This window comes from Amaricoccus tamworthensis, assembly GCF_049800875.1.
GTDB lineage: Bacteria > Pseudomonadota > Alphaproteobacteria > Rhodobacterales > Rhodobacteraceae > Amaricoccus > Amaricoccus tamworthensis.
Genome location: NZ_JBNAFV010000010.1, coordinates 20,109 through 44,138, shown reverse-complemented (window position 1 = coordinate 44,138; position 24,030 = coordinate 20,109). Strand labels below are relative to the sequence as shown.

General features: G+C 59.7%; 21 protein-coding genes. 16 read left to right on the top strand and 5 right to left on the bottom strand.

The features are described 5' to 3' along the window. Positions 1-19 precede the first annotated feature (19 nt). The 5 genes from ACP15P_RS15055 to ACP15P_RS15035 all read left to right on the top strand — a co-directional run bounded on the left by ACP15P_RS15055 (position 20) and on the right by ACP15P_RS15035 (position 4,975). The gene (locus ACP15P_RS15055; RefSeq protein WP_424929282.1) at positions 20-913 is read left to right on the top strand and encodes a carbohydrate ABC transporter permease; all 894 of its coding nucleotides are present in this window, start codon (positions 20-22) and stop codon (positions 911-913) included. Then, a complete protein-coding gene (locus tag ACP15P_RS15050; protein ID WP_424929281.1) occupies positions 910-1,815 on the top strand; it encodes a carbohydrate ABC transporter permease in 906 nt (301 codons plus the stop codon). The genes ACP15P_RS15055 and ACP15P_RS15050 overlap by 4 nt, the downstream gene beginning before the upstream one ends. A 4-nt stretch (positions 1,816-1,819) precedes the next feature. After that, on the top strand, positions 1,820-2,905 hold the full coding sequence (locus tag ACP15P_RS15045; protein WP_424929280.1) for an ABC transporter ATP-binding protein: 1,086 nt from the start codon (positions 1,820-1,822) through the stop codon (positions 2,903-2,905). A gap of 166 nt (positions 2,906-3,071) precedes the next feature. Beyond that, the gene (locus ACP15P_RS15040) at positions 3,072-3,827 is read left to right on the top strand and encodes a sugar phosphate isomerase/epimerase family protein (RefSeq protein WP_424929279.1); all 756 of its coding nucleotides are present in this window, start codon (positions 3,072-3,074) and stop codon (positions 3,825-3,827) included. 14 nt (positions 3,828-3,841) lie between these two features. Continuing rightward, on the top strand, positions 3,842-4,975 hold the full coding sequence (locus tag ACP15P_RS15035; protein WP_424929278.1) for a Gfo/Idh/MocA family protein: 1,134 nt from the start codon (positions 3,842-3,844) through the stop codon (positions 4,973-4,975). A gap of 206 nt (positions 4,976-5,181) precedes the next feature. Here the strand turns inward: ACP15P_RS15035 and ACP15P_RS15030 are convergent, their stop codons facing one another. The 3 genes from ACP15P_RS15030 to ACP15P_RS15020 form a co-directional block, all read right to left on the bottom strand. Next, the gene (locus ACP15P_RS15030) at positions 5,182-6,486 is read right to left on the bottom strand and encodes a TRAP transporter large permease (protein WP_424929277.1); all 1,305 of its coding nucleotides are present in this window, start codon (positions 6,484-6,486) and stop codon (positions 5,182-5,184) included. Continuing rightward, on the bottom strand, positions 6,473-6,967 hold the full coding sequence (locus ACP15P_RS15025; protein WP_424929276.1) for a TRAP transporter small permease: 495 nt from the start codon (positions 6,965-6,967) through the stop codon (positions 6,473-6,475). The genes ACP15P_RS15030 and ACP15P_RS15025 overlap by 14 nt, the downstream gene beginning before the upstream one ends. 77 nt (positions 6,968-7,044) lie before the next feature. Then, on the bottom strand, positions 7,045-8,025 hold the full coding sequence (locus ACP15P_RS15020) for a TRAP transporter substrate-binding protein (RefSeq protein ID WP_424929275.1): 981 nt from the start codon (positions 8,023-8,025) through the stop codon (positions 7,045-7,047). A 173-nt stretch (positions 8,026-8,198) separates the two neighbouring features. Between ACP15P_RS15020 and ACP15P_RS15015 the strand changes: the two genes are divergently transcribed. From ACP15P_RS15015 to ACP15P_RS14970, 10 genes are all read left to right on the top strand, one after another. Continuing rightward, positions 8,199-8,978 (top strand): SDR family NAD(P)-dependent oxidoreductase, encoded by a 780-nt coding sequence (locus ACP15P_RS15015; protein ID WP_424929274.1) that lies wholly within the window; start codon positions 8,199-8,201, stop codon positions 8,976-8,978. Between the two features lie 532 nt (positions 8,979-9,510). Continuing rightward, on the top strand, positions 9,511-11,088 hold the full coding sequence (locus ACP15P_RS15010) for an arylsulfatase (protein ID WP_424929273.1): 1,578 nt from the start codon (positions 9,511-9,513) through the stop codon (positions 11,086-11,088). Between the two features lie 157 nt (positions 11,089-11,245). Then, a complete protein-coding gene (locus ACP15P_RS15005; RefSeq protein WP_424929272.1) occupies positions 11,246-12,229 on the top strand; it encodes an HAD family hydrolase in 984 nt (327 codons plus the stop codon). Continuing rightward, positions 12,226-13,218 carry an AAA family ATPase gene (locus ACP15P_RS15000; protein WP_424929271.1) on the top strand — a complete coding sequence of 331 codons (993 nt, stop codon included), beginning with the start codon at positions 12,226-12,228 and terminating at the stop codon, positions 13,216-13,218. The genes ACP15P_RS15005 and ACP15P_RS15000 overlap by 4 nt, the downstream gene beginning before the upstream one ends. Before the next feature lies 1 nt (position 13,219). Beyond that, entirely contained in the window at positions 13,220-14,206 is a 987-nt protein-coding gene (locus tag ACP15P_RS14995) for a DUF58 domain-containing protein (RefSeq protein WP_424929270.1), read from the top strand. Next, the gene (locus ACP15P_RS14990; protein WP_424929269.1) at positions 14,203-14,682 is read left to right on the top strand and encodes a DUF4381 domain-containing protein; all 480 of its coding nucleotides are present in this window, start codon (positions 14,203-14,205) and stop codon (positions 14,680-14,682) included. The genes ACP15P_RS14995 and ACP15P_RS14990 overlap by 4 nt, the downstream gene beginning before the upstream one ends. Beyond that, a complete protein-coding gene (locus tag ACP15P_RS14985; RefSeq protein ID WP_424929268.1) occupies positions 14,679-15,662 on the top strand; it encodes a VWA domain-containing protein in 984 nt (327 codons plus the stop codon). Before ACP15P_RS14990 ends, ACP15P_RS14985 begins: the two co-directional genes overlap by 4 nt. Continuing rightward, positions 15,659-17,230 (top strand): VWA domain-containing protein, encoded by a 1,572-nt coding sequence (locus ACP15P_RS14980; protein WP_424929267.1) that lies wholly within the window; start codon positions 15,659-15,661, stop codon positions 17,228-17,230. The genes ACP15P_RS14985 and ACP15P_RS14980 overlap by 4 nt, the downstream gene beginning before the upstream one ends. Next, positions 17,227-18,534, top strand: coding sequence for a COG1361 family protein (locus tag ACP15P_RS14975; RefSeq protein ID WP_424929266.1), 1,308 nt, complete (start codon positions 17,227-17,229; stop codon positions 18,532-18,534). The genes ACP15P_RS14980 and ACP15P_RS14975 overlap by 4 nt, the downstream gene beginning before the upstream one ends. A gap of 178 nt (positions 18,535-18,712) precedes the next feature. After that, entirely contained in the window at positions 18,713-19,708 is a 996-nt protein-coding gene (locus tag ACP15P_RS14970) for a hypothetical protein (RefSeq protein ID WP_424929265.1), read from the top strand. Between the two features lie 53 nt (positions 19,709-19,761). Here ACP15P_RS14970 and ACP15P_RS14965 read toward each other — a convergent pair whose 3' ends face one another. Beyond that, positions 19,762-20,748 carry a cyclodeaminase gene (locus ACP15P_RS14965; RefSeq protein WP_424929264.1) on the bottom strand — a complete coding sequence of 329 codons (987 nt, stop codon included), beginning with the start codon at positions 20,746-20,748 and terminating at the stop codon, positions 19,762-19,764. Beyond that, on the bottom strand, positions 20,738-21,745 hold the full coding sequence (gene eutB, locus ACP15P_RS14960; RefSeq protein ID WP_424929263.1) for a hydroxyectoine utilization dehydratase EutB: 1,008 nt from the start codon (positions 21,743-21,745) through the stop codon (positions 20,738-20,740). Before eutB ends, ACP15P_RS14965 begins: the two co-directional genes overlap by 11 nt. A gap of 556 nt (positions 21,746-22,301) precedes the next feature. Here eutB and ACP15P_RS14955 point away from each other — a divergent pair. Beyond that, positions 22,302-23,909, top strand: coding sequence for an ABC transporter substrate-binding protein (locus tag ACP15P_RS14955; protein WP_424929262.1), 1,608 nt, complete (start codon positions 22,302-22,304; stop codon positions 23,907-23,909). Positions 23,910-24,030: the final 121 nt, after the last annotated feature.

Genomic DNA, 24,030 nt, shown 5'->3' with positions numbered 1-24,030 from the left:
ACGCAATGGAGGTTCCCGTATGTCCTCGAACGGGCGACCCAGCCAGCTCCTGAAAAATCTCAACGCCAAAATCGCATCCATTCCAATGGTTCTGACGGCACTTGTGATTTTCGTGGGAGGCACGGCCTGGACCATTCTCTACTCCTTCACGGATTCCAAACTGCTGCCACGACTTCGGTTTGTGGGTCTTGACCAGTATGAGCGTCTCTGGAGTACCAACAGATGGGTTGTCTCCATCGAAAACCTGGCGATTTACGGGATACTCTCTCTCGTCTTCAGCCTGATCATCGGATTTCTGCTCGCAGCCCTTCTGGACCAGAAAATCCGGTTTGAGGACACGTTCCGAACGATTCTGCTCTACCCCTTCGCGCTCAGCTTCATCGTGACCGGACTGGTATGGCAGTGGATCCTGAACCCGGATTTCGGCATCCAGAAAATCATCCGGGGTCTAGGCTTCGAAAGCTTCGATTTCGATCCGCTCTACAACCCCGATATCGTGATTTACGGCGTATTGATCGCGGGCCTCTGGCAGGGAACGGGCTTTGTCATGTGCCTGATGCTGGCCGGACTGCGCGGCATTGATGAGGATGTGTGGAAGGCCACGCGCGTCGACGGCATCCCCACCTGGAAAACCTATGTTTTCGTCATCATTCCCATGCTGCGCCCGGTCTTCATCACCGCGCTGGTCATCATCACCAGCGGCATCGTGCGGCTCTACGATCTGATTGTGGCCCAGACCGGCGGCGGCCCGGGCATCGCATCTGAGGTTCCGGCCAAATACGTCTACGACACCATGTTCCGCAACCAGAACCTCGGTCAGGGTTTTGCCGCATCCACCATGATGCTTCTGGCCGTGGCAACCGTCGTCATTCCGTGGGCATTTCTCGAATTCGGGGGCAAGAAACACAAATGAGCATGTCCCAAAACATCAGCGATACCGGACCGCGCGGCCCGAAGCCGACGCGGCGCATTTCCCGCCGGAACATCTTCCTCTATGGCACCCTGATCGTCATATCAGTCTACTACCTTCTGCCGCTTTATGTGATGGTTGTAACCTCGCTTAAGGGCATGCCGGAAATCCGGCTTGGGAACATCTTTTCCCCGCCCGTTGAGATTACATTTGAGCCCTGGGTCAAGGCCTGGTCGGCGGCCTGTACCGGCCTGAACTGCGATGGTCTGAGCCGCGGCTTCTGGAACTCCGTCCAGATTACCGTGCCATCCGTCATCATCTCGATCATCATCGCGTCGGTGAACGGATACGCCCTCGCCAACTGGCGGTTCAAAGGCGCGCAGGCCTTTTTCACCATCCTGATTTTCGGGGCCTTCATCCCTTATCAGGTGATGATCTATCCCATCGTGATCATACTGCGGGAAATGGGCCTTTATGGAACGCTCTGGGGACTTGTGATCGTTCACACCGTCTTCGGCATGCCCATTCTAACTCTGCTCTTCAGGAACTATTTCACCTCCATCCCGGAGGAGTTGTTCAAGGCCGCCCGCGTGGACGGGGCCGGTTTCTGGGGCATCTATTTCAAGATCATGCTGCCGATGTCACTGCCGATATTTGTGGTGGCGATGATCCTGCAGGTCACGGGCATCTGGAACGACTTCCTGTTCGGCGTGATCTACACAAAGCCCGACCTCTACCCAATGACCGTGCAGCTCAACAACATCGTCAACTCGGTCCAGGGTGTGAAGGAATACAACGTCAACATGGCGGCCACCATTCTGACAGGGCTCGTGCCCCTGATCGTCTATTTCGTGTCCGGAAAACTGTTTGTGCGCGGCATCGCAGCCGGCGCGGTGAAGGGGTAATCGTATGGAACCCAGTGTAGCGGTCAAGGATCTGACCCTTTCCTTTGGAGCCGTCGAGGTTCTCAAAAAGCTCAATCTCGACATCGGCCAGGGCGAGTTCCTGGTGCTGCTTGGACCTTCCGGATGCGGCAAGTCCACGCTTCTGAACTGCATTGCGGGTCTCCTGGACATCACGGACGGCCAGATCTTCATCAACGGCAAAAACGTCACATGGGAGGAACCCAAGGACCGTGGGATCGGAATGGTCTTTCAGTCCTACGCGCTCTACCCGCAGATGGACGTGCGCGGGAACCTGTCCTTCGGGCTGAAAAACGCCGGCTTCGACAAGGCCGAGATTGCGAAGCGGATCGAACGCACCGCCGAAATTCTGCAGATCCAGCCCCTGCTCGACCGCAAACCGGCCGCGCTCTCTGGCGGCCAGCGTCAAAGAGTGGCGATCGGCCGGGCCCTTGTGCGGGATGTGGACGTATTTCTGTTCGACGAGCCGCTGTCCAACCTCGATGCCAAGTTGCGGTCGGAACTGCGCGTGGAGATCAAACGCCTCCATCAGCAGCTCGAAAACACCATGGTCTACGTCACCCACGACCAGATTGAGGCGCTTACGCTTGCGGACAGGGTCGCCGTGATGCGCGGCGGTGTCATCCAGCAACTGGCGGATCCCAAGACGATCTACAACAAACCCGCGAACCTTTTCGTCGCCGGATTTATTGGATCGCCTCCGATGAGCATGCTGGAAGGCAAATTGCGCGATACGGGCGCCGAGATGAATTTCGTAGCTGACGGCATCGACATTCCGCTTGCGGGATATGATGGCAACCTGTCGGGCCAGGACGGTGCCAGCGTCGTGCTTGGCCTGCGCCCGGAACACATAGTCATTCACGAGGATCTCGATGGCCCCGGCCTTCAGGCGACTCTGGATATCGAGGAACCGATGGGATCGGACACCCTGATCTGGCTTCGTACCGAGGGGCGGCAGATTTCCGTGAGAACCGGAACCGACCACCCGTTCAGGCCAAAACAGGACGTGAGGCTGGAACTCGACATCAGCAAAGCCTCGATCTTCGACGTCGGAACGGAGCGCCGCCTTTAACGCAGGCTCCCTCCACTTCGGGTCCCGCGCCAGTTGAGCGGGACCTTCCACATCGAAACCTGAAACACCGCGGCCACTAAGCAAGGCGCCCTCGCCTTTTGCCGGGGATGCAGCTTCGACGGATCGGAACATGAAAAACCAGAGAGGAAACACCAGAGAGGCCAACATGACAGATTTTTCCTACCAGCTTTACAGCTCCCGAAACTTTGGCCCGCTGGGTGATACGCTTTCGATGCTGGCGGAAGCCGGCTACAGAGGCGTCGAAGGTTACGGCGCGCTCTATGCCGACGCATCCAAGGTCGCGGAGCTTCAGGCCAAACTGGACCAGAGCGGCCTGATCATGCCAACGGCCCATGTCGGTCTCGACATGATCGAAAATGATGCGGCGACCGTACTTGCACTGGCGTCCGATTTTGGCATCCAGACCGTCTACTGCCCTTTCCTCACACCGGATCAGCGCCCGAGCGACGCGGATGGCTACGCCGCATTCGGACGCAGACTTCAGGAGGCGGGAAAACCGTTGAAGGATGCGGGCCTCGGCTTCGGCTGGCATAACCACGACTTTGAGTTTGTGGCACTTCCCGATGGGGCCATTCCTATGCAGGTCATGCTCGGGGCTGCGCCGGATCTTGAATGGGAAGCGGACATTGCCTGGGTGATCAAGGGCGGAGCCGATCCGCTCGAATGGATCGCAAACCACGGTCCGCGGATATCCGCGGTTCACGTTAAGGACATCGCTCCGGCCGGCGAGGCCACGGACGAGGACGGATGGGCCGATGTGGGACACGGAACCGTCGACTGGCCCGGCCTGATGAAAGCGTTGCGGAACACACCGGCAAAGCATTTTGTCATGGAGCACGACAATCCCAATGACGACGTCCGGTTCGCCCGCCGCTCGCTTGAAGCTGCCAAAACCTACTGACAGGACAAGAGAAAATGACTGATACCCTCGGGGTCGGCGTTATCGGATGCGGTAACATCTCGACCGCATATTTCAGACTGGCGCCACTGTTTGCCGGCATGGAAATCCGCGCCTGTACCGACCTGAACATGGACGCGGCCCGCGCCCAGGCCGCAAAATTTGATGTGGATGCCAGAGAGATCGGGGATCTACTGAAATCGGATGACATTGACGTCGTCGTCAATCTGACAATTCCCGACGCGCATTCGGCGGTCTCCTGCCAGGCAATCCAGGCTGGGAAACACGTCTATTCCGAGAAGCCGCTGGCACTGACGCTCAGGGACGGCGTTGAGATGCAGCGCCTCGCGCGCGAGCATGGTGTCTCGGTCGGCTGCGCGCCGGATACCTTCCTGGGTGGCGCGCATCAGCACGCGCGGCACCTGATTGATGCGGGCGAAATCGGTCGTATCGTGGCCGGAACCGCCCATGTCATGAGCCATGGCATGGAGCACTGGCATCCGAACCCCGATTTCTTCTTCAGGGTTGGCGGCGGACCGGTTCTGGATATCGGACCCTATTACGTGGCCAATCTCATCAACCTGATAGGTCCAATCAAACGTGTCGCGGCCCTGTCCAGTTCGGCCACACCGACCCGGACAATCACGTCCCAGCCCCGTGCGGGTGACGTGATTCCGGTTGAGACGCCGACCAACGTCCATGCTCTGCTGGAATTTGAGCAGGGTGCGACGGTCACTCTCTCGACGAGTTGGGACGTCTGGGCGCACGATCACGGCCGGATGGAACTCTACGGTACCGAAGGCTCGCTGTTTGTTCCCGACCCCAACTTCTTTGGTGGTGACCTGCGCATGGCCAAGCGGGATGCGGGTGTCATGCCGGTGACAGGCTGGCACCATCCCCTTTCGGTTCCGAACGATCCCCATGGTGAGGGCATGATGGCCAACTATCGCACCGTCGGTCTCGCGGACATGGTCGCCGCCATTCGCGACGGGCGGGACGCGCGCTGTTCCATCGACCGGACCCTTCACGCCCTTGATGCGATGGCGTCAATCCTCATGTCAGGCGAAACGGGTCAGTTTGTGGACCTGACCACCACATGCTCCCGCCCAGAACCACTGGACCCTGCATCGGCGTCGGCCCTGATGCGGTGAAGTCCACAACGTTCTAGGAATGCCGCCGGGCCCCGAAAGAGGCCCGGCGTTTTTTTGGGGTGACCTGAAACCTGCAAATCCGCCTCAAACCATAGTCCGGTTTCAAAATATATCCGCGGATATATTATGGAGAGCGGTCCGATTTTGAAGGTTTGCAAGCCCCATCTCCCTGAATCGGACGTTGGCGACCGGTTCAGGGACTTGGGTCAGTCTACGAAAGCTGGCATAATCCAGCGCGGCAGGGCGAGGATCAGGTCCGGCATTACGATGATCAGAAGCAGAACGCAGATCATCGGGAACAGGATCACAACCACGTTCCGCAGTGCGTCCACCAGCCTGATCTTACCGATCGATGCCGCAATCAGGAGGCAAAGACCGTAAGGCGGCGTGACCAAGCCGAAGGCTAGGCTCATCACGCCGATGATGGCGAAATGGATCGGGTGCATTCCGACATGCTGGGTCACCGGGTAGAGCACGGTGCCGAGGATGATAATCGCCGGGATGGCGTCGATGAACATGCCTATCAGAAGAAAAGCCAGCGCGCTCATGATGCCAATGCCGATGATCCCAAGACCCATCTGGTCGATCTGCTCAACCAGGGCGGCGGGGATTTTGAAATAGGCAAGGCACCACCCGAAAGCCGACGCGGTCCCGATACAGAACAGCGTGATCGCGGCGAACCGGGCGCTGTCGTAGAGCACTTTCGGGATCTCGTGGATGGCGATGGTGCGGTAGACCACAACTCCGAGGATAAGCGAGTAGATCACCGCGACGACGGAAGCCTCGGTCGGGGTAAAAAAGCCACCGACAATACCGCCGACAATGATAACCGGCGTCATGAGAGCCAAAGCAGCGGAGGCCGCGGCGCGCATAAGCTCGATCAGAGTGGAGCGGCTGTGGACCGGATATCCGTTCTTTTTGGCGTAAATATACACCGTGATCATCTGCGACCCGGCGATCAGGATGCCGGGAACGACCCCCGCGAGGAACAGGCCGCCAATGGACACCGACATCAGACCACCCCAGACCACCATGAGGATCGAGGGCGGAATGATCACGCCCATCACACTGGAACAGGCCGTGATAGCCACGGCAAACGGGGCGTCGTAACCTTCCTTGCGCATCTGCGGGATCAGCAGCGAACCGATGCCGGCGGCGTCAGCGGTGGAGGAGCCCGAGATCCCGGCGAAGAGCATGGACACCACGACGTTGACGTGGCCGAGACCGCCAGGCAGATGACCCACCATCGCCCTAGCGAGCCGGATCAAACGGTCGGTAATGCCCGACGAGTTCATCAGGTTAGCGGCCAAAAGGAAGAACGGCACCGCCAGGAGGACGAAAGAGTTGTAGCTCTTGAACATCTCCCGCATCAGAAGGACGGGTGTCAGGCGTTCCTCAATGAAGAAAACCGGGACGACCGCCAGGCCCAGCGCGAATGCGACCGGCACACGAAGGAAGACAAGAACACCAAAGGTTCCGAACAGGATTGCGGCTACTTCACCCGGCCCCATGAGTTGCGCCCTCCCCTGTACCGGTGAAATCGTTCCAGATCCGCTCGATGATGAACGCCGCCCAGGTCAGCCCGGCGATGGGCCAGCCTATGTAGATCGCGAGCATGGGCAGACCCGAAATCTCGGATTTCTGTCGCATTCCAAGTTTGCCAAAATCCCATCCCCACCAGAGGAAGGACAGAGCCATTACAAACATGGCCATATTGACGAAAGTCCGGAAGCACAGCTCCACCGTCGGACTTGAGCTGTGGGGCAGAACATCAACATCGAAATGGGTACCATCCCTGACCGCGATCATTGCTCCAAGCATGATGATCCAGACAAAACAGAAACGGGCGATTTCCTCGGTCCAGATGTATCGTGGGATCAGCCCGGTGTATCGGCTGAGGATCTGCATCGCGACGGGGACGATCAGCGCGCCCATCAAAATGGTCAGCAGAAGCTTCAGGAAGCGGTAATAACCGTCCAGCAGGGTTCGCATCGGCAATCACTTTGTGAGTTGGGTATGAAGTCGTGCGGGAACACGCCACCCGGACGGGCGGCGTGCCCCGTCAGCGCTTACTGTACGGCTTCGATCGACTCGAGAACGTCGGTCGCGCCAAGTTCCTCGGCGTAGGCCTGTTTCACCGGTTGAGCCAGTTCGAGCAGCTTGTCGCGCTCGGTGAACTCATGGGTGGTCAAAAGACCCGCCTCTTCCATGGCGTTTAGCTTTTCGCTGTCCTGGCCGCTTTCGACCTCACGACCAAGCTTGCCTCCGGCCTTACCGGCCTCAAGAACGCATTCCTGCTCCTCTGGTGTGAGGCGCTCGAACGTCGCGTTGGAGAACGCGATGGGACGCACGGTGATCGCGTGTTTGGTCAACGCGATGTCCGGACCAACTTCGTAGAACTTCATCTGCTCGATACCGGCAGCCTCGTTCTCGGCGGCGTCGATCACGCCGGTCTGGATGGCGTTGTAGACCTCATCATAGGCGATCACGGACGGTGCGGCCTTGATGGCCTCAAAAATCCGCGTCTGGATCGGGGCGCCCATCACACGCATCGGAAGACCCTCGAGCTCTTCCATGTTGGTGACCGGCTTGTTCACGATCAGGTTTCGTGTGCCGCCACCGGCATAACCGATCAGACGGACGTCAGCCTGTTCCAGAACGTCCAGGGCGAGCGGCGCGAGGGCGTCCTGCTCCATCACGGCATTCCAGTGATCGAGATCCCGGAAGAGGAACGGCATGTCCATCAGCGGAGCCTTCTGACTGAAGGTCGACATGTGCGAAGGGCTGACGATTGCGTAGTCGATGGCAATGCCCTGGCTCATGTTTTCGAAATAGTCTTTTTCCAGACCAAGTTCCGAATTCAGGTGCAGATCGAAGGTCAGGGACCCGCCGGAACACTCGGAGGCCACACGCTCAAACTCGCGCAGTGCCTTGGTAAAGGCATGCTCCTCGTCGAACTGCACCGCACCCACAAGTTCGGTTGCAAAAGACGGAGTTGCCACAAGTGCCACAAGGCTGGCCCCGAAGGCCAGTTTCGAAATTTTTTTCATTTTTCCTCCCGTTACCAGCCGCATTTTTCGCGCCCGGCTTGTCTTGCTGTACCCCGGAGTATTGCGCGACCTTGCATTCTGACGCAAGAAGTGTCTGTCCGGTTCCGCGCAAAAACCTGACATCGCGCGAATGAAACCGAATGAAAACACAGCCCAAATGGTGAGGAAACCATATGTCGAACGCTTCATTGACCATGCCCGAATTTGCGGGAAAACCGATCCTGATCACCGGGGCATCCACGGGTATTGGGGCCGCTCTTGCCCGCGCTTTTGCCAAACAGGGCGCGAAGGTCGGACTGCATTACAACTCCAGCGCGGACGCGGCGAATGCCCTGGCTGATGAGATCCGCAACGATGGCGGGACCGCTGCCCTCATCCAGGCGGATGCCTGCAATTCTGATGCGTTTGGCAAAGCCGTTGACGAGGCCGCCGAGGCGCTTGGGGGTCTTGAGGGTTTGATCAACAACGCGGGCGGCATGGTGCGGCGTATTCCCTATGCGGAGGCCAGCGACAGGGACTATGAAGAGATCATGGACCTGAACGCGCGCTCCGTCATCACGGCGTCCCGCAAGGCGTTGCCGCATCTGAAAAAGAACGGTGGCTTTGTGATCAACACCACGTCCGTCGCCGCACGAAACGGAGCCGGTGGTGGTGCGGGACTGTACGGATCCTCAAAATCCTTCGTGTCCAACGTGACACGTGGCATGGCCAAGGAATGGATTGAATTCGGCATTCGGGTGAATGCGGTTGCTCCCGGCGTAATCACCACACCGTTCCATGAGCGGTATTCGACCGAGGAACAGCTTGCCGCAATGAAAGCCACGGTGCCGCAGGGACGCCTCGGTGTGGCAGAGGACTGCGTCGGGGCTTACCTGTTCCTCGCCTCGGACGCGCTGGCCGGGTATATTATTGGCCAGACGATCGAGGTGAATGGCGGGCAGCTGATGCCCTGATCCTCTGGATTTACGGTACTGCGCCGGGGGGGGGGGGGGATCACTGGCTCCCTCGGCGCGGCCTACCGGGGCGTTTGTTTTACAAAAATTTCATCTTTGCCATTTTTAGGAAGCAGAAATCCCCACGGCCGTGATCGCTAAATATAGGCATTTGTGTGCCGGACGCGCACCTGAGATGAGGTGACGGATAATCAGGCTCACGCATCGATACATAAGTACATGATATTTAATTTAAAAAATGAACTGAGCCAATATTTTCGGATCGGGGCGGGCACATACTGCAGGTCCAAACCACGAAACACCATCAACCCGGCCAACCACACGAATCCGTGAAAAACGATTTTCCACCCGTTTGCGCACCTCACCCTCTACCACCCATAAAATGTCAAGCAAAATCAAAGGCAAACTTCGTAACGAAGCCGTTGCAAGGTAACCGGTGGTTGAAATAAGGTGAACAAACTTGGCCCCTGGCCAACGCATGTCCACAAACGAGACCTGCGGTTCAGGGCCCGTAACCGTGGGAGAAGTGACCTTGGATCACTCAATTTTTTCGAAAAGTATTAGGGTGGCCGCAGCAGCACTGCTGCTTTCAGCCACACCGGTATTGGCGCAGGATGGTGCCGATGCCGAAAAACCGAACATCCTGGTAATTTGGGGTGACGATATAGGTCAGGCCAACATTTCAGCCTACACTAAAGGGCTGATGGGCTACACGACGCCAAACATCGACAGCATCGCAAACGAAGGCATTATCTTCACTGACTACTATGCTGAACAGAGTTGTACCGCAGGTCGCTCGACCTTCATCACCGGTCAGTCAACTTTGCGCACAGGCCTGTCCAAGGTCGGCCTCCCCGGGGCGCAAGCCGGCATGCAGGATGTTGATGTCACTATCGCCTCAGCGCTGAAGGATCATGGCTACGCCACGGGTCAGTTTGGCAAAAACCACCTCGGCGACCGCGATGAGCATCTGCCGACCGCACATGGGTTTGATGAGTTCTTTGGAAACCTCTATCACCTGAATGCGGAAGAGGAGCCGGAAAACTTCAACTACCCGCAGGATCCGGAATTCCGCGACCGCTTTGGCCCCCGTGGCGTTATCCGCGCTTCCGCCGATGGCGAGATTGAGGACACCGGACCGCTGACCAAAAAGCGGATGGAAACCGTCGACGAGGAAACCTCTGCCGCAGCCATCGACTTCATGCAGCGCCAGGTGGACCAGGACACGCCGTTCTTTGTGTGGATGAACGCAACCCGGATGCATTTCCGTACCCATGTGAAGGACGAAAACCGTTCCGAACCTGGCCTGACCGCACTCACCGAGTATGCGGATGGCATGGTCGAGCATGACGCGATTGTTGGTCAGATCCTCGACTCGCTCGACGAGATGGGCATCGCGGAAAACACCATCGTGATGTATTCTACCGACAACGGCCCGCACCAGAATTCCTGGCCTGATGCCGGAACAACGCCTTTCCGCAGCGAGAAGAACACCAACTGGGAAGGCGCATTCCGCGTGCCGGCAATGATCAAGTGGCCGGGTCACATTGAGCCTGGTTCCGTCGCGAACGAGATGTTCTCGGGCCTCGACTGGTTCCCGACGCTGATGGCAGCCGTAGGCGACACGGATATCAAGGAACGCCTGCTTGAAGGTACGACGATCAACGGTAAGGAGTACAAAAACCATCTGGATGGTTACAACCAACTGCCCTACCTGACCGGCGAAACCGATGAGGGCGCCCGTGACCGCTTCTTCTACTTCAATGACGATGGCGAAGTGGTAGCGCTGCGCTACGAAAACTGGAAATTCGTTTTCAAGGAACAGCGTGAAACCGGCACACTGAACATCTGGGCGGAGCCTTTCACGTCGCTGCGGCTTCCGAAGATATTCGATCTGCGGGCGGACCCCTATGAGCGGGCTGACATAACGTCGAACACCTACTGGGACTGGGTACTGGACCGCGCCTATCTGCTGGCTCCGGCACAGGCCGTTGTTGGTGAGTTTCTTGCAACCTTCGAAGAGTATCCGCCGGCGCAGCGTCCGGACAGCTTCTCGATCGACCAGATCCAGGAAGAACTGAACGACAGCCTTCAGTCGATGGGTCAGTAAAGACTCCGGCCGGGGGGCGTTTTCCCGCTCTCCGGCCAGCCACTTTGGCTGGGCCAGGCGTCACCTGGAACCGCGACCGGATACAGAACACCCTCCGGCCGAAGTTACAAAAAAATGCGGCAAACTTCGCCGCGGTCCCCGGTCGAAGGAATTTTAGATGACCCGGATGCCATTTTTCCTTGCTACCGCAATTACTTTTTTTGCCGGCGCAGCCTTCTCTGATCCCCTACCCTCGTGGAACGACGGGGGCACCAAAACAGCAATTATCGAATTTGTTGATAGTGTTACCGATCCAGACGCGGACACTTACGTACCCGAGCGTGACCGGATCGCCGTATTTGACAATGACGGGACCCTGTGGGCCGAACAGCCTGCCTATTTTCAGGTACTCTATGCCCTCGATATTCTGAAGGAAAAAGCAGCCGCCGATCCGTCGATACTGACCTCCGACGTGCTCAGGGCCGCGAATGACGGCGACATGGAGGGGATGATGGCCAATGGGCTGGATGGCCTACTGGAGATCATCAACATGAGCCATTCCGGCATCACCGCCGAGGATTTCAAGGCGAGCGCCCATGAGTGGCTCACCAACACCACCCATCCCACGATGGAGATGGAATACGCCGCCTTGACCTATCAGCCGATGGTCGAGTTGCTCCGCTATCTGCGCGATGAGGATTTCACGACATACATCGTGTCCGGCGGCGGCATCGATTTCATCCGCGCGATCTCTCGGAAGGCTTACGGCATTCCACCCTGGCAGGTTGTGGGAAGCGAGGGCAACACGTCCTACTCTGCGGAGAGCGGCACACCGACCATCACCAAGGATGGCGGAATTTCCTTCGTGGATGACAAGGAAGGCAAACCGGTCGGCATCATGCGTCATATTGGTCAACGCCCCATTTTGGCGGGCGGCAATTCCGATGGCGATTTTGCGATGCTGGAATGGACCACTGCGGGCGAAGGGCCGCGCTTTGGCCTGCTGATCCATCACACGGATGCCGAGCGGGAGTTTGCATATGACCGTGACGGCCATATCGGTGTCCTCAACCGGGGGCTTGATGAAGCTGGGGAGCGTGGCTGGACCCTCGTTGACATGAAAGAGGACTGGTCCCGGGTCTGGACGGGAGCGTCCGAATGACAGCGAGAGACCAGATAGACAGCCTACGCGAGCGCATGGGGACGGCCATCATCGGGCAGCGGGATGTGATTGACCGGCTGCTAATTGGTTTGCTGGCCAACGGTAACCTGCTGGTTGAGGGGCTTCCCGGGCTTGCTAAGACACGTGCGATCAAGGCTCTGGCCAAAAACCTTGAATGCGATTTCAGCCGAATTCAGTTCACGCCGGACCTGCTTCCGTCAGATGTTACCGGCACGGAGGTATACTACCAGTCCGGGGGCGGCGGGGATTTTCGGTTCGAACCCGGTCCGATTTTTGCCAACATCGTGTTGGCCGACGAGATTAACCGCGCACCGGCAAAGGTTCAGGCCGCTCTGCTGGAGGCGATGGAGGAACGTCAGGTCACGGTTGCCGGCAAGACCCACGTCATGGAACCACTCTTCATGGTCATGGCGACCCAGAATCCCATTGAGCAGGAGGGCACCTACCCCCTGCCCGAGGCGCAGATGGACCGGTTCCTGATGCATGTACTGATCACCTATCCGCCGGTTGAGGACGAGGTCGAGGTGATCCGCCTCGTGCGCGGCGAGGAGATTGCCGCGAATACCGCGTCCGATGACCCCGGTGCCGCGACTGCAAAGCCGCCCGCGATCCCGCAGGACGCGGTTTTTGCCGCACGTCAGGAGATCAGTGCCATCCACGTGGCCGAGCCCATGGAACGCTACATGGCGGACTTGGTCGACGTGACACGGAACCCGGACGGCTTCGGCGATGACCTGATAAACTGGATCGAGATTGGGGCGAGCCCGCGGGCCTCGCTGGCGCTCGACAAATGTGGACGGACCCATGCCTGGCTTGCCGGGCGTGATTATGTGGATCCGGAGGACGTAAGGGCCATTGCGCCGGATGTATTCCGTCACCGTCTGAAGCTGACCTATGCCGCGCAGGGCGAGGGAGTGACCCCGGACCGGGTTGTCGAGGAGATGATCCGCCAGGTCGCGCTGCCCTGACATGGCGACTTCAGACCACGCGGCACGGGTACGAACGGGAACGGTCCCGGCGACCGCGTCCGCCAGTGCGGTCGATCCCCGGATCAGCGTCGATCTTGCCCATCTTCGCTCACTTGAAAGCCGCGCAAAAAGCCTGACCTTCCTTCCCCGCCAGCCCGCGCGTTCGGTTCTGAACGGCCGACACGCATCGCGGCTGCGGGGGCGTGGTCTGAATTTTGAGGAACTGAGAACCTATTTGCCGGGCGACGACGTGCGCTCCATCGACTGGAAAGTGACCGCGCGCACCGGCAAGCCGCATGTGCGGGTCATGACGGAGGAGAGGGACCGACCATCCCTGATCGTTGTGGACCAGCGCATGTCTATGTTCTTCGGCTCGGAACTCAACACCAAGGCCGTGACGGCGGCGGAAGCGGCAGCGCTTGCCGCGTTTCGCATTTTGGAACAGGGCGACAGGATCGGCGGCGTGGTGTTCGGGGATGAGATTGTGGCCGAGATCAGACCCCAGCGCAGCAGAGCCGCGCTGGACCGCCTGCTCATGGCATTGGCCGAGGCAAACGGGCTGCTCCACGCCGAGGCCCCGGCGGTTGAGCCAATACCGCTCACCCGCATTCTGCAATCCGTGGCCCGAATGGCCCCCCGCAATCATCTCATCATTATCCTGAGTGACTTCGACGTGGTCGATGATGAGACCGAACGCCTGGTTACCGCGATTGCGCGGAGGAATGATCTGGTACTGGGGTTGGTAAGTGATCCGTTCGCGGACAACGTGCCAGCGGACATGCGTCTGGTGGTGTCGGACGGATCGCTGCAGGCGGAGATCGATACCGGGGACCGGACCGCACATCAACGCGTCGCGGATATGGCCACAGGACGGCTCGCCACCATCCTTGACTGGCAACGGCGTCTGGGCGTTCCGGTTCTGCCACTCTCAGCGGCAGAGGAGACGCTGCCACAAATCCGTCGCCTGATGGGGTTACGTCAGAGATGAACGGGGAAGACAACCAAGCTCCGGACACGTTGATTGACCTGCTCAACCAGTTGGCGGAGCCGGAACGACCCGCACCGGTTTCAATGCTACCCCAGACCGCCGGCTGGCTGGTGCTCGCCATTCTGATTTTGGTTTTGATAGCGTATTTGGTCTTTCGGATCTGGCGTCGGTGGCGGGCTGCGGCCTATCGCCGGGCCGCGCTGGATGAACTGGTCCAGGCGGGCGACGATCCGGTTGCGGTGGCGGACGTTCTGCGGCGCACCGCCCTTGCGGCCTGGCCGAGGTCGAAGGTCGCCGGTCTGACCGGTGGTGACTGGCTTGCTTTTCTGGACGCAACCGGAGACGGCAGGTTCTCCTATGGGCCGGGGCGCGCCATAGTCCATGCGCCCTATGGACGCGGGGCAAGACCCGTTCCCGGGTTGGGCGAGGCGGCAAAGCGCTGGGTTCGGGGGCATAAGGTGGAGGATGCGACATGATGTCCCTCAATGCCCCATTTGCTTTGGTACTGCTTCCCCTGCCCCTGCTGGTGATGTGGCTGGTGCCGCCGCGCCGGGAACGGGTGCCCGCACTGCGCTTTCCATTCTTCCGCAGGATCGTTGATGCGGCCGGCGCGGAATCAGGTCCGGGCGCCATTGTTATGGCCCGGACCCGCCTGCAACTTACGGCGGCAGCGCTGATCTGGTGTCTGTCGGTTTTGGCCCTGGCACAGCCCGAACGGGTTGGAGAGCCCGTCGAGATTACGAAGGCGGCCCGCGACGTGGTGCTCGCTATCGACATTTCGGGATCAATGGATGCGCGCGATTTTGCGACGCCGGATGGCCGGTCGAAACAGCGGCTTGAAGGCGTGCGGGACGTGGTCAGCGCATTTGTTGAGGGGCGCGAGGGCGACCGGATGGCTCTGATCGTGTTCGGGTCCAAAGCCTATGTCCAGGCGCCGCTGACGGAAGATCTTCAGACCATAACCGCGCTGCTCAACCGCACCGAGGTTGGAATGGCAGGGCCGCATACGGCGCTGGGCGATGCAATTGGCCTCGCGATCCGCACCTTTGAGGCCAGTGAAATAGAACAGCGGCTGTTGATCCTTCTGTCCGACGGCAGCGATACGGCGAGCCGTATGAGCCCGGTCAATGCAGCCGAGATTGCCGCGGGTGAGGACGTCGAAATTCACACCGTTGGGGTGGGCGATCCGGACGCCACCGGCGAGGACCGCGTGGATCTCGTTGCGCTTCAGGACATCGCGTCGCGGACCGGCGGGGAATTTTTCTTTGCGGGCGATGAGGCGGCGTTGCGGAAGGTTTATGAACGTATTGATGAGCTGTCGCCACGGGAGGTGGAAACCCTGTCCTACCGCCCGCGTCAGTCGCTCGCCTGGATCCCGATGGGCGCGGCCGCGCTGATCGGGGTGTTCACGGTGCTGTACCTGTCCCTCACCTCCCTGCGGAAGGCGGCCGCATGAGTTCGTTTGAGATCGCCCTCGGCGCGTTTCATTTCATCAGGCCCTATTGCCTGCTTCTTATTCCCTTCATTGCCTGGGTTTGGTGGCGCATCAGGCGGCAGCACCAGCGGCGCGACATGCCGACCGACCACATCGCGCCGCACCTGCGCGAGGCCCTGACGGTCGGGAACGCGAGCGGTCGCCGGATCATGCCAATAGACGGGGTCGCGCTGGCCCTGGCGCTGCTCTCTATTGGTGCGGCCGGACCGACCTGGTCGAGGATGCCCGACCCGTTTGTGGCCCAATCCGCGCCAGTAATCGTGGTGCTGAAAGTGGCACCATCCATGGAGGAAACGGACATCGCGCCCTCCCGGCTCGAGCGGGCGAAACAGAAAGTTCGCGATCTGCTGTCATTGCGTGCGGGCGCCCGTACCGCTCTGCTGGCCTATGCCGGGAGTACGCATGGTGTCGTGCCCATGACCGAGGATCCGGATGTCATGACGCCCTATCTCGCCGGTCTGACCCCTGACATCATGCCGCGGGATGGGGCACAGGCGGCGGACGCGCTTATGCTGGCTGAGGAAATGTTGGCCTCGGAGGCGGCCCCCGGTGGGATCCTGTTTGTAACGGACAGTCTGGACCCGGCGGATGTTTCGGCACTGGATGCCAGTGAGCATCCGGTTGCGGTGCTGGAAATGCTGCCCGGGGGAACCGCTGACCGTGGTCTTGACGCGCTGACCTCCGTTCAGGTCGTCCGCGCGACCCCCAATGACGGGGACATAAGGCGAATCGACAGCCTGCTGAATGCCGCGTACCGACAGGCGATGCTGGAAAATGCGGACCAGCCCTGGCTGGACCGCGGACACCTTCTTGCCTGGCCGGTGGCGCTTCTGACGCTTCTGTGGTTCCGGCGGGGTTGGACGATGCGGTGGAGCGTCATCTTTCTGGCCTGGGGCGTCACATCGCATGACCCGGCCCATGCTGATGGACTGGCCGTCTGGTTCTTCACCCCGGACCAGCAGGGAAACATGGCGTTTGAGGACCGGGATTTCTCGCGGGCTGCGGAACTTTTCACCGACCCGCTCTGGCGCGGATACGCCCTCTACCGGGATGGTCAGTACGATGCTGCGGTTGAAGTTCTAGACCGTGTTGAAACGGCCCAGGCCGCCTTCATCCAGGGCATGGCCCAGATCAAGTCGCGAGCCTATCGCGACGGTGTGAGATCGTTTGAAACGGTTCTGGACCGCGATCCCGAATACCCGAATGCCACCGAAAATCTGGAGTTGGCCAACCGCATTGTCACCTATGTTGAGGAAACCCGGGCGCAGTCGGATACCGGCGAGGACTCGGGCATCGGAGCCGACGATGTCGTTCTGGACAACGAGTCCAATATGGGTGCCGACACGGAAATGGAAGCGCCCCAGGAGGGCGGATCCGGGCTTTTGACCACTGAACAGTGGATGAACACGGTGGACACGCGTACCGGCGATTTTCTGCGTCAGAGGTTTGCAGTTGAGGCGACGCGCGGGGAAAGCTCAGGAAGCGGTGAAGCAGCAGAAACCCCGGAAGCGGAGGTTGACGGCGAATGAAAAAGCTGGCGCTCATCACGGTTATGATGCTGCTGGCGCCACTGGCAAACGCTCAGGAAGAGAATGCCGGCGCGGAAGAAATCCTGATCGAGGCGGAAAACGGCCAGGCGGTTCTTGAGGTTTCCTTTCCGGAGACCGAGGCGATACCCGGCCAGCCTTTGGAACTGCGTCTGACGGTTCTTGTCCCGACCTATCTGCCCAGCCCGCCGGTTTGGCCGGGACTGGAGGCGCCCAATCTGCTGATACGGCTTCCGAGCAGATCGACCAATCCGCGCAGCGCTCCGGTGGATGGTGAGACATGGAATGGAGTATCCAGGCTCTACCGGATTTCACCGATGGTTCCAGGCGACTTTTTCATCCCGCCGCAGGAGGTCACGGTCACTTATGCCGATCCGGACACAAATGAACCGGTGACGGCGACGCTGAACACACCGGAGCTCGGGTTTGCCGGGGTCCTGCCTGCCGGGGCCGAAAACCTCGATCCATTCGTCGCCGCTGCATCGCTTGAACTGGAGCAGACGGTGGATGGAGATCCCGCCGGGATGACACCGGGAGACAGCGTCAAAAGGACCATAGTTGCAAAGGTGTCCGGCACATCCCCGATGTTCCTGCCGGCATTGATGACGCAGGCGCAGATCGAGGGAGTGGCCGCCTATCCCGATGAGCCGGTGATGACGGAGACGGAAGACCGGGGCGAGATTGGCGGAACGCGCACCGAAAGCACGACCTTCGTCGCGGAAGGCGGCGGAAGTGGCGAGGTGCCCCCGGTCACGGTTGAATGGTACAATCTGGAAACGGAGACTGTGGAGACCGCGACAGTTGAGGGGTTTTCCATCTCGGTTGACGGGCCGCCAGCCAAGAGCGACGAACCGCCGCGGGACTGGCGCCTTTTGGCTCTGGCCGGAATTGCAGGTTTGATAACCGTTGCGATAGTCGCGGTACTGTTCCGTAGGTTTCGGGAGCCGGTCTCACAGCACTTCGCGGAACGCCGTGAAGCACGCCTCGCATCGGAGGAGCATGCGTGGAGACAACTGCACAAAGCCCTGGCAGACAGAGACGCGGCCGCGTTGCGTCCCGCGCTCGACGTCTGGGCTGGGCGGGTCCGCGGATCTGACCCGCGGCAGAGGCAGGGTGTTCAGAAGGCACTGATCGCGTTGGGAGCGGCGAAATATGGCCGGGGTGCGACGGGATCCAATAGCGATGCGTGGCGCATGCTCAACGATGCGCTGACTGCGGCGCGGAAGACGGCACGGCATGAGACGGCTACCGCGGCTGCCCTGCCCGGACTAAACCAGCGGGTCTGAAGGCCGATTTGCAGCAACCGATGATTGCAAGGGGCTTCACAGAAAGAAGAGGCCGGCTAGTCCATTAGTATGTTTGTGTGAATGGACTAACCATAGTACTCTCGGGGAAGTTCACGACCCGACGTAGTACCTGAGCGCGGCCGGGCAGAAACAGGTGACAAAAAGGGGGGAATTACTCATGTCGCAACAGCCAATTCTGTTCGGAGCGGGAGGCGCCGTCGTCGGGCTGATTGCCGGTATTCTGTTCAGCGGGGGGCCCGGTGAGGAGGACATCAGTTCAGCGGTTTCCGAAGCACTTGCTCCGGGCCAGGAGGCGGCCGAACAAACCGCAAGCGCGCAACAGGAGGCCATAGCCGCACTGAACAAACGAATTGCGGCACTCGAAGCCTCCATGCCGGAAGCGGGCGCGGTAACCGAACAGATTCACGCGGCAATGGATGAGAAGTTGTCGGGCCTGACCGGCGAGCTTTCCGCCGCAATTTCCAATGCCACGGATCAGCAGAAAGCGGCGTTTGACTCGGCAATGGCCGAAATTACCTCCGGCCTTGAACAGAGCGCACAGGCGGCAGCCGCAGCCGTAGCGTCCACTGCTGGTCCATCCGGAGATGGTGACATTACCGAGGCCGACGGCGTGGCGGTGAGCGATCCATTGAAACCGGGGCAGACAGCCATGTTCGCTGATGGCAAGGTCCGTGCCTTCGTATCAAGGCTCGACCCGAGCGGTGGCTCCGTGCGCATGGTTATAAACCAGGAACCGGTCAGCCTCGGCGCCGGTGGTTCGACGCCGGTAAGTTTCGATGGAATGAACTGCTCCATTGTTGTACTCGGCATGACGGATGACGGCGCAAAGATCGGCTCAGACTGCGATTCCGCGCAACCTGCCGAAAGCTCCGGTCAGGCTGATGCCGGTGCATCGGATGGCGGAGTGCCTCCGGCCCCTGAAGATGGTTTCCGTCCGGGGACCGTAGCGCAGCTTGCTGACGGGGCGCTGCGGGTCTTTGTGTCGGGCCTGTCCGCCGATGGCTCCGCCGCACGGATCGCAGTGAACGGGGTGACGACCCAACTCGTTTCGGCCGGCGAGAGCGTCGAAGTGACCTCGGGTGACCAGTCCTGCAACCTGACGGTTACGGGTGTCGGCAACGGCATGGTTGGCTTGGAGGGCTCCTGCGGCTGAGGCCAAAATGATTGCGGTCTGTATCCGGAGTAATCCCGGGTACAGGTCACGGTTCAGGTGGAAACCACGGTTCCGCCTGAGCCAATGAGCGGGAAAACATGGCTGGCGATTGCCGTGTCCTGCGCCCCGGTTCCGGTCAGGTCAGCTACGGTCACCGCGCTATCGGATGTGCGACCAGGGTGATTTCCGGTAATGATCCGGCCCAACTCGGTCGGCAGTTGCCGAAGGTCGAGCCCAGCGGCCCGAACGGCTTCCAACTCGCCCGACGTTTCGCATTGCGACAGCCTGTCCGCCACGTAGAGGTCACAACCGGCAATTGCGTTTGGATCAATCTCATTTTTCCCGGCCTGATCCGAACCCATTGCCGTGACGTGTAGCCCCTCGTGCAGCCAGGATGCGTCTATCAGAGGCTCACGTGACGGAGTGGTCGTAACGACCAGTTGTGACCGGGCGACAAGATCCGCACCGTTTTCGACGACCTCAGCCTCAATATTGAGAGTTTCCGCCAGATCGCGCGCACACGCTTCCGCTTTGCCGATGTTGCGCCCATGAACAAGGATGCTACGGAATGGCCTGACCAGATGTGCCGCCCGCATCTGAAGGCGCGCCTGCACGCCCGTACCGATCACCCCTGCGGTTTCAACCTCAGCGGGGGCAAGATGTCGCGCAGCGACGGCGCCAGCGGCAGCCGTACGAATATCGGTCAGGTAGCCATTATCGAGGAAAACCGCTTCAACCAAACCGGTCCGCGCAGAAAACAGAATCATGAGGCCGTTGAGACTCGGCAGACCAAGGCCCGGATTGCCGAAAAACCCTGGGCTCACCTTGATCGCGAATCCGTCAAAACCCGGAATGTAAGCGGTTTTCACGTCGACCTCCCCGTTTACCTCGGGCAGGTCCATCGAAAGGATCGGTGGCATCACGACCCCACCGGTATCAAGCGCGGCGAAGGCGCGTTCGATGACGTTGACCAGATCCAGATCCAGTTTGACCAGGCCACGCAACTGGGCCTCGGTCAGAATTCTGATGTCACGGGTCATAGGATCGGCCTTTCAGGGTGTAGTCGCCCAGCATAACGTCCTGCCCGGCCATGATGCGCTGAAACTGCCGCATATCAAGGTTGCGACCGGTGACAATCGTGCCGACCGGTCCCGCAGGTTCAGGCAGCAGACCCGCAAGGTATGCGGCGATACCAACGACCGAGGCACCTTCACCAACCATTCGATCCTCGTAGAACAGGACCTGCATTGCGTCGCGGATCTGTTCTTCGGTGACCACAACGATGTCGTCCAGATATTTCCGGCAGAGAGAAAAACTGTATTTGTTGGCATTTCCAATGCCGCCGCCAAGACTGTCCGCAAGGCTGGGAACCTCCTCGACCTCGACGGGGTGTCCGGCTGTCACGGATGCAAACATTGCAGCGCCACGGTCCATTGAGATGCCGATGACCCTGACGTCAGGATCGAACGATTTGGCGGCAAAGGCGACCCCGGCGGCCAAACCTCCGCCCGAGAGCGGGACGAGGATCTTGTCAAGGTCCGGTCGGGCCTCCATCATCTCGAGGCCGATGGTTCCCTGGCCCGCGATGACTTTCAGGTCGTCAAAAGGCGGGATCTCCACAAGTCCCTCCCGTTCGACAAGGCGTAGGCACTCCGCCTGCGCATCATCCTGGCTGCTGCCCGAAATATGGACATCCGCGCCCAGCGCCCTGATCCCCTCGACCTTTGCCTGCGGCACCAGCTCGGACATGCAGATCACCGCCTTCAACCCACGTTTTGCGGCGGCATAGGCTACGCCTCTTCCATGGTTGCCGGTCGAACAGCAGGTCACGCCGCGGCTGCCATCGGGCAAGGCCATGATCGCATTGTATGCGCCGCGGAGTTTGAACGCCCCGATCGGCTGGGCAATTTCGAGTTTCAGGAGAAATTCCGTGCCAAGCCTGGAGGACATGAACGGCGACGGCACCATCGGCGTTGCATCGGCCACGCCGCGAATGATGTCGCGGGCTGCGACGATATCGGACCGGGTCAGAGGCAACGGGCCCTCCCCACGGGGGCGCCGACGGAATTTACCACATTTTTGGTTGTCGACAGCATTTAACCCAAGCTCTGTTTTCAGCCAAACTGTTCTTCTATTGGCGCATTTACAACACCTCCTACCCGACGATTGCAACAGCGCCGGAGGGATCCTGGAAGGCCTGAGAATAAACCGCGGCGACAACTGCCGGGAGGCAGGGACCGTTCATTGTTCCAATTAGATGCCAGACTGGTCGGAATTCACCAGGTTCGTGGCAAATATCCTTGAAAACCAGATGGCTTCGCGTTGGTTTTGAAGCGGCAATGTCAGTCAGTTAACCGATTCCACAAAACTACAAAGTTCGTCGATCGAATGAAAACTTTCCGGGATTTTCGCCCATAACGGGACAATGACCACTGGAATAGACCATATTTTCCCGGAAAACGGGCTTTAGTCCCGGCATCAATCATGTTTTGTTAGACAGTGTGAGTGTGTGCGGGCGAAAGAACTGCCTGTATACTCAACGGTCAATCGGTCGCACTGGACTAAGGTGACAGACGGAAAACAGGGAGTACCAATGACCAAACCTTCTCGAATTAACATGGATCGTCTTGCCCATGAGGCCCGGAGGGGCAGCATTTCGCGGCGGGACTTTCTGAACACCGCTGCAGCGGCAGGTATGACGACAACGGCGGCAACCGGCCTTTGGACGAGCAAGGCCCACGCCCAGCCGAAAAGCGGTGGCCATTTCCGCTGGGGTTTGCATGACGGCAACAGCGCCGACACGCACGATCCCGGCACATATCTGTCGCGCCAGCAGATCTATCTGGCGCATACACATCGCTCCTATCTGACGATGATCAACGGCGATGGCTCACTCGGTCCCGACCTGGCAACCGCGTGGGAAGCCAGCGACGACGCGTCAGAATGGACGTTTGAGCTGAACCCGAACGCGGTGTTCCACAGCGGACGTCCCGTAACCGCCAATGACGTTATCGCTTCGTTCAACCACCACCGTGGCGACGCATCAACCTCGGCCGCCAAGGCTCTGCTCACGGACGTGACGGATATCACCTCTGACGGCGACCATACCGTAACCTTTACGCTTTCGCGGGGTAACGCCGATCTCGGCTGGCTGATGACCGACTACCATCTTGCGATCTGCCCGGCCAATGAGGACGGCACGATCGACTGGCAGTCCGGCGACGGTTCCGGCCCGTACAAGATCGACAATGTGGACTGGGGTGTTCAGATTTCGCTCAGCCGCCACGATGGCTGGCACGGGGAAGGCGCTTACTTTGACAGTGTTGACCTCATCGTTCTGAACGACCCGAATGCCCGCCAGACCGCTCTGGTGACGGGCGATGTGCATGCGGTTTCGCTCATTGAGCTGAAGACCATGGCTCTGCTGCAGCGTGATCCAAACATCGTGATCCACAACATTCCGTCGGCAGGTGCGATTACCATGCCGATGCATTGCGACACCGCACCGTTTGACAATGTCGACGTACGCAACGCGCTGAAACTTGCCATCAACCGCGAGGAGATCATTGAGAAGATCGCCTTCGGAGCAGCCACGATGGGCAATGACTTCCATCACTCGCCGGCACAGCCATACTGGCCGGAAGGAATCGAGCAGCGCACTTACGACCCCGATCAGGCGAAATCGCTGCTGGCCAAGGCCGGTGCCGAAGGGCTTACGATCAACCTGTCGACTGCGGACAGTCTGTTCTCGGGTGCCGTGGACATGGCCGTTCTCTACCAGGAGCAGGCCAGAGCCGCGGGCATCAATATCAACGTGGTGCGCGAACCGAACGACGGATACTATTCGGAAGTCTGGCTCAAAAAACCCTTCCAGATGGTTTCCTGGGGCGCCCGCCCGACGCCGGACGTCATGTACACGCTGGCGTACAAGGACGATGCGGCCTGGAACGAAAGCCGTTGGCAGAACGAGCGGTTCAATGAACTGCTGCTTCAGGCCAAATCGGAACTGGACGACGGACTGCGTGCGGAAATGTATCGCGAGATGGCTACGCTCGCGCGGGACGACGGTGGCACGATCATCCCGTTCTTCAACAACTTTGTCTACGCCAACCGCGCCAATGTCGGCACCCCCGAACAGATGGCCGCGAGCTGGGAAAACGACGGTGCGCGTGCGGCAAGCCGCTGGTGGTTTGCCGACTAGGCCCGCGCCATGACCTGCCGGGCTCCGGAACCACTCCGGGGCCCACCGACCGGGACGGGCGTTCTGACGTACTGTCTGTCCTGGTCCACTGACCCGGCTGCGGGATCCTGACAAAAACGGG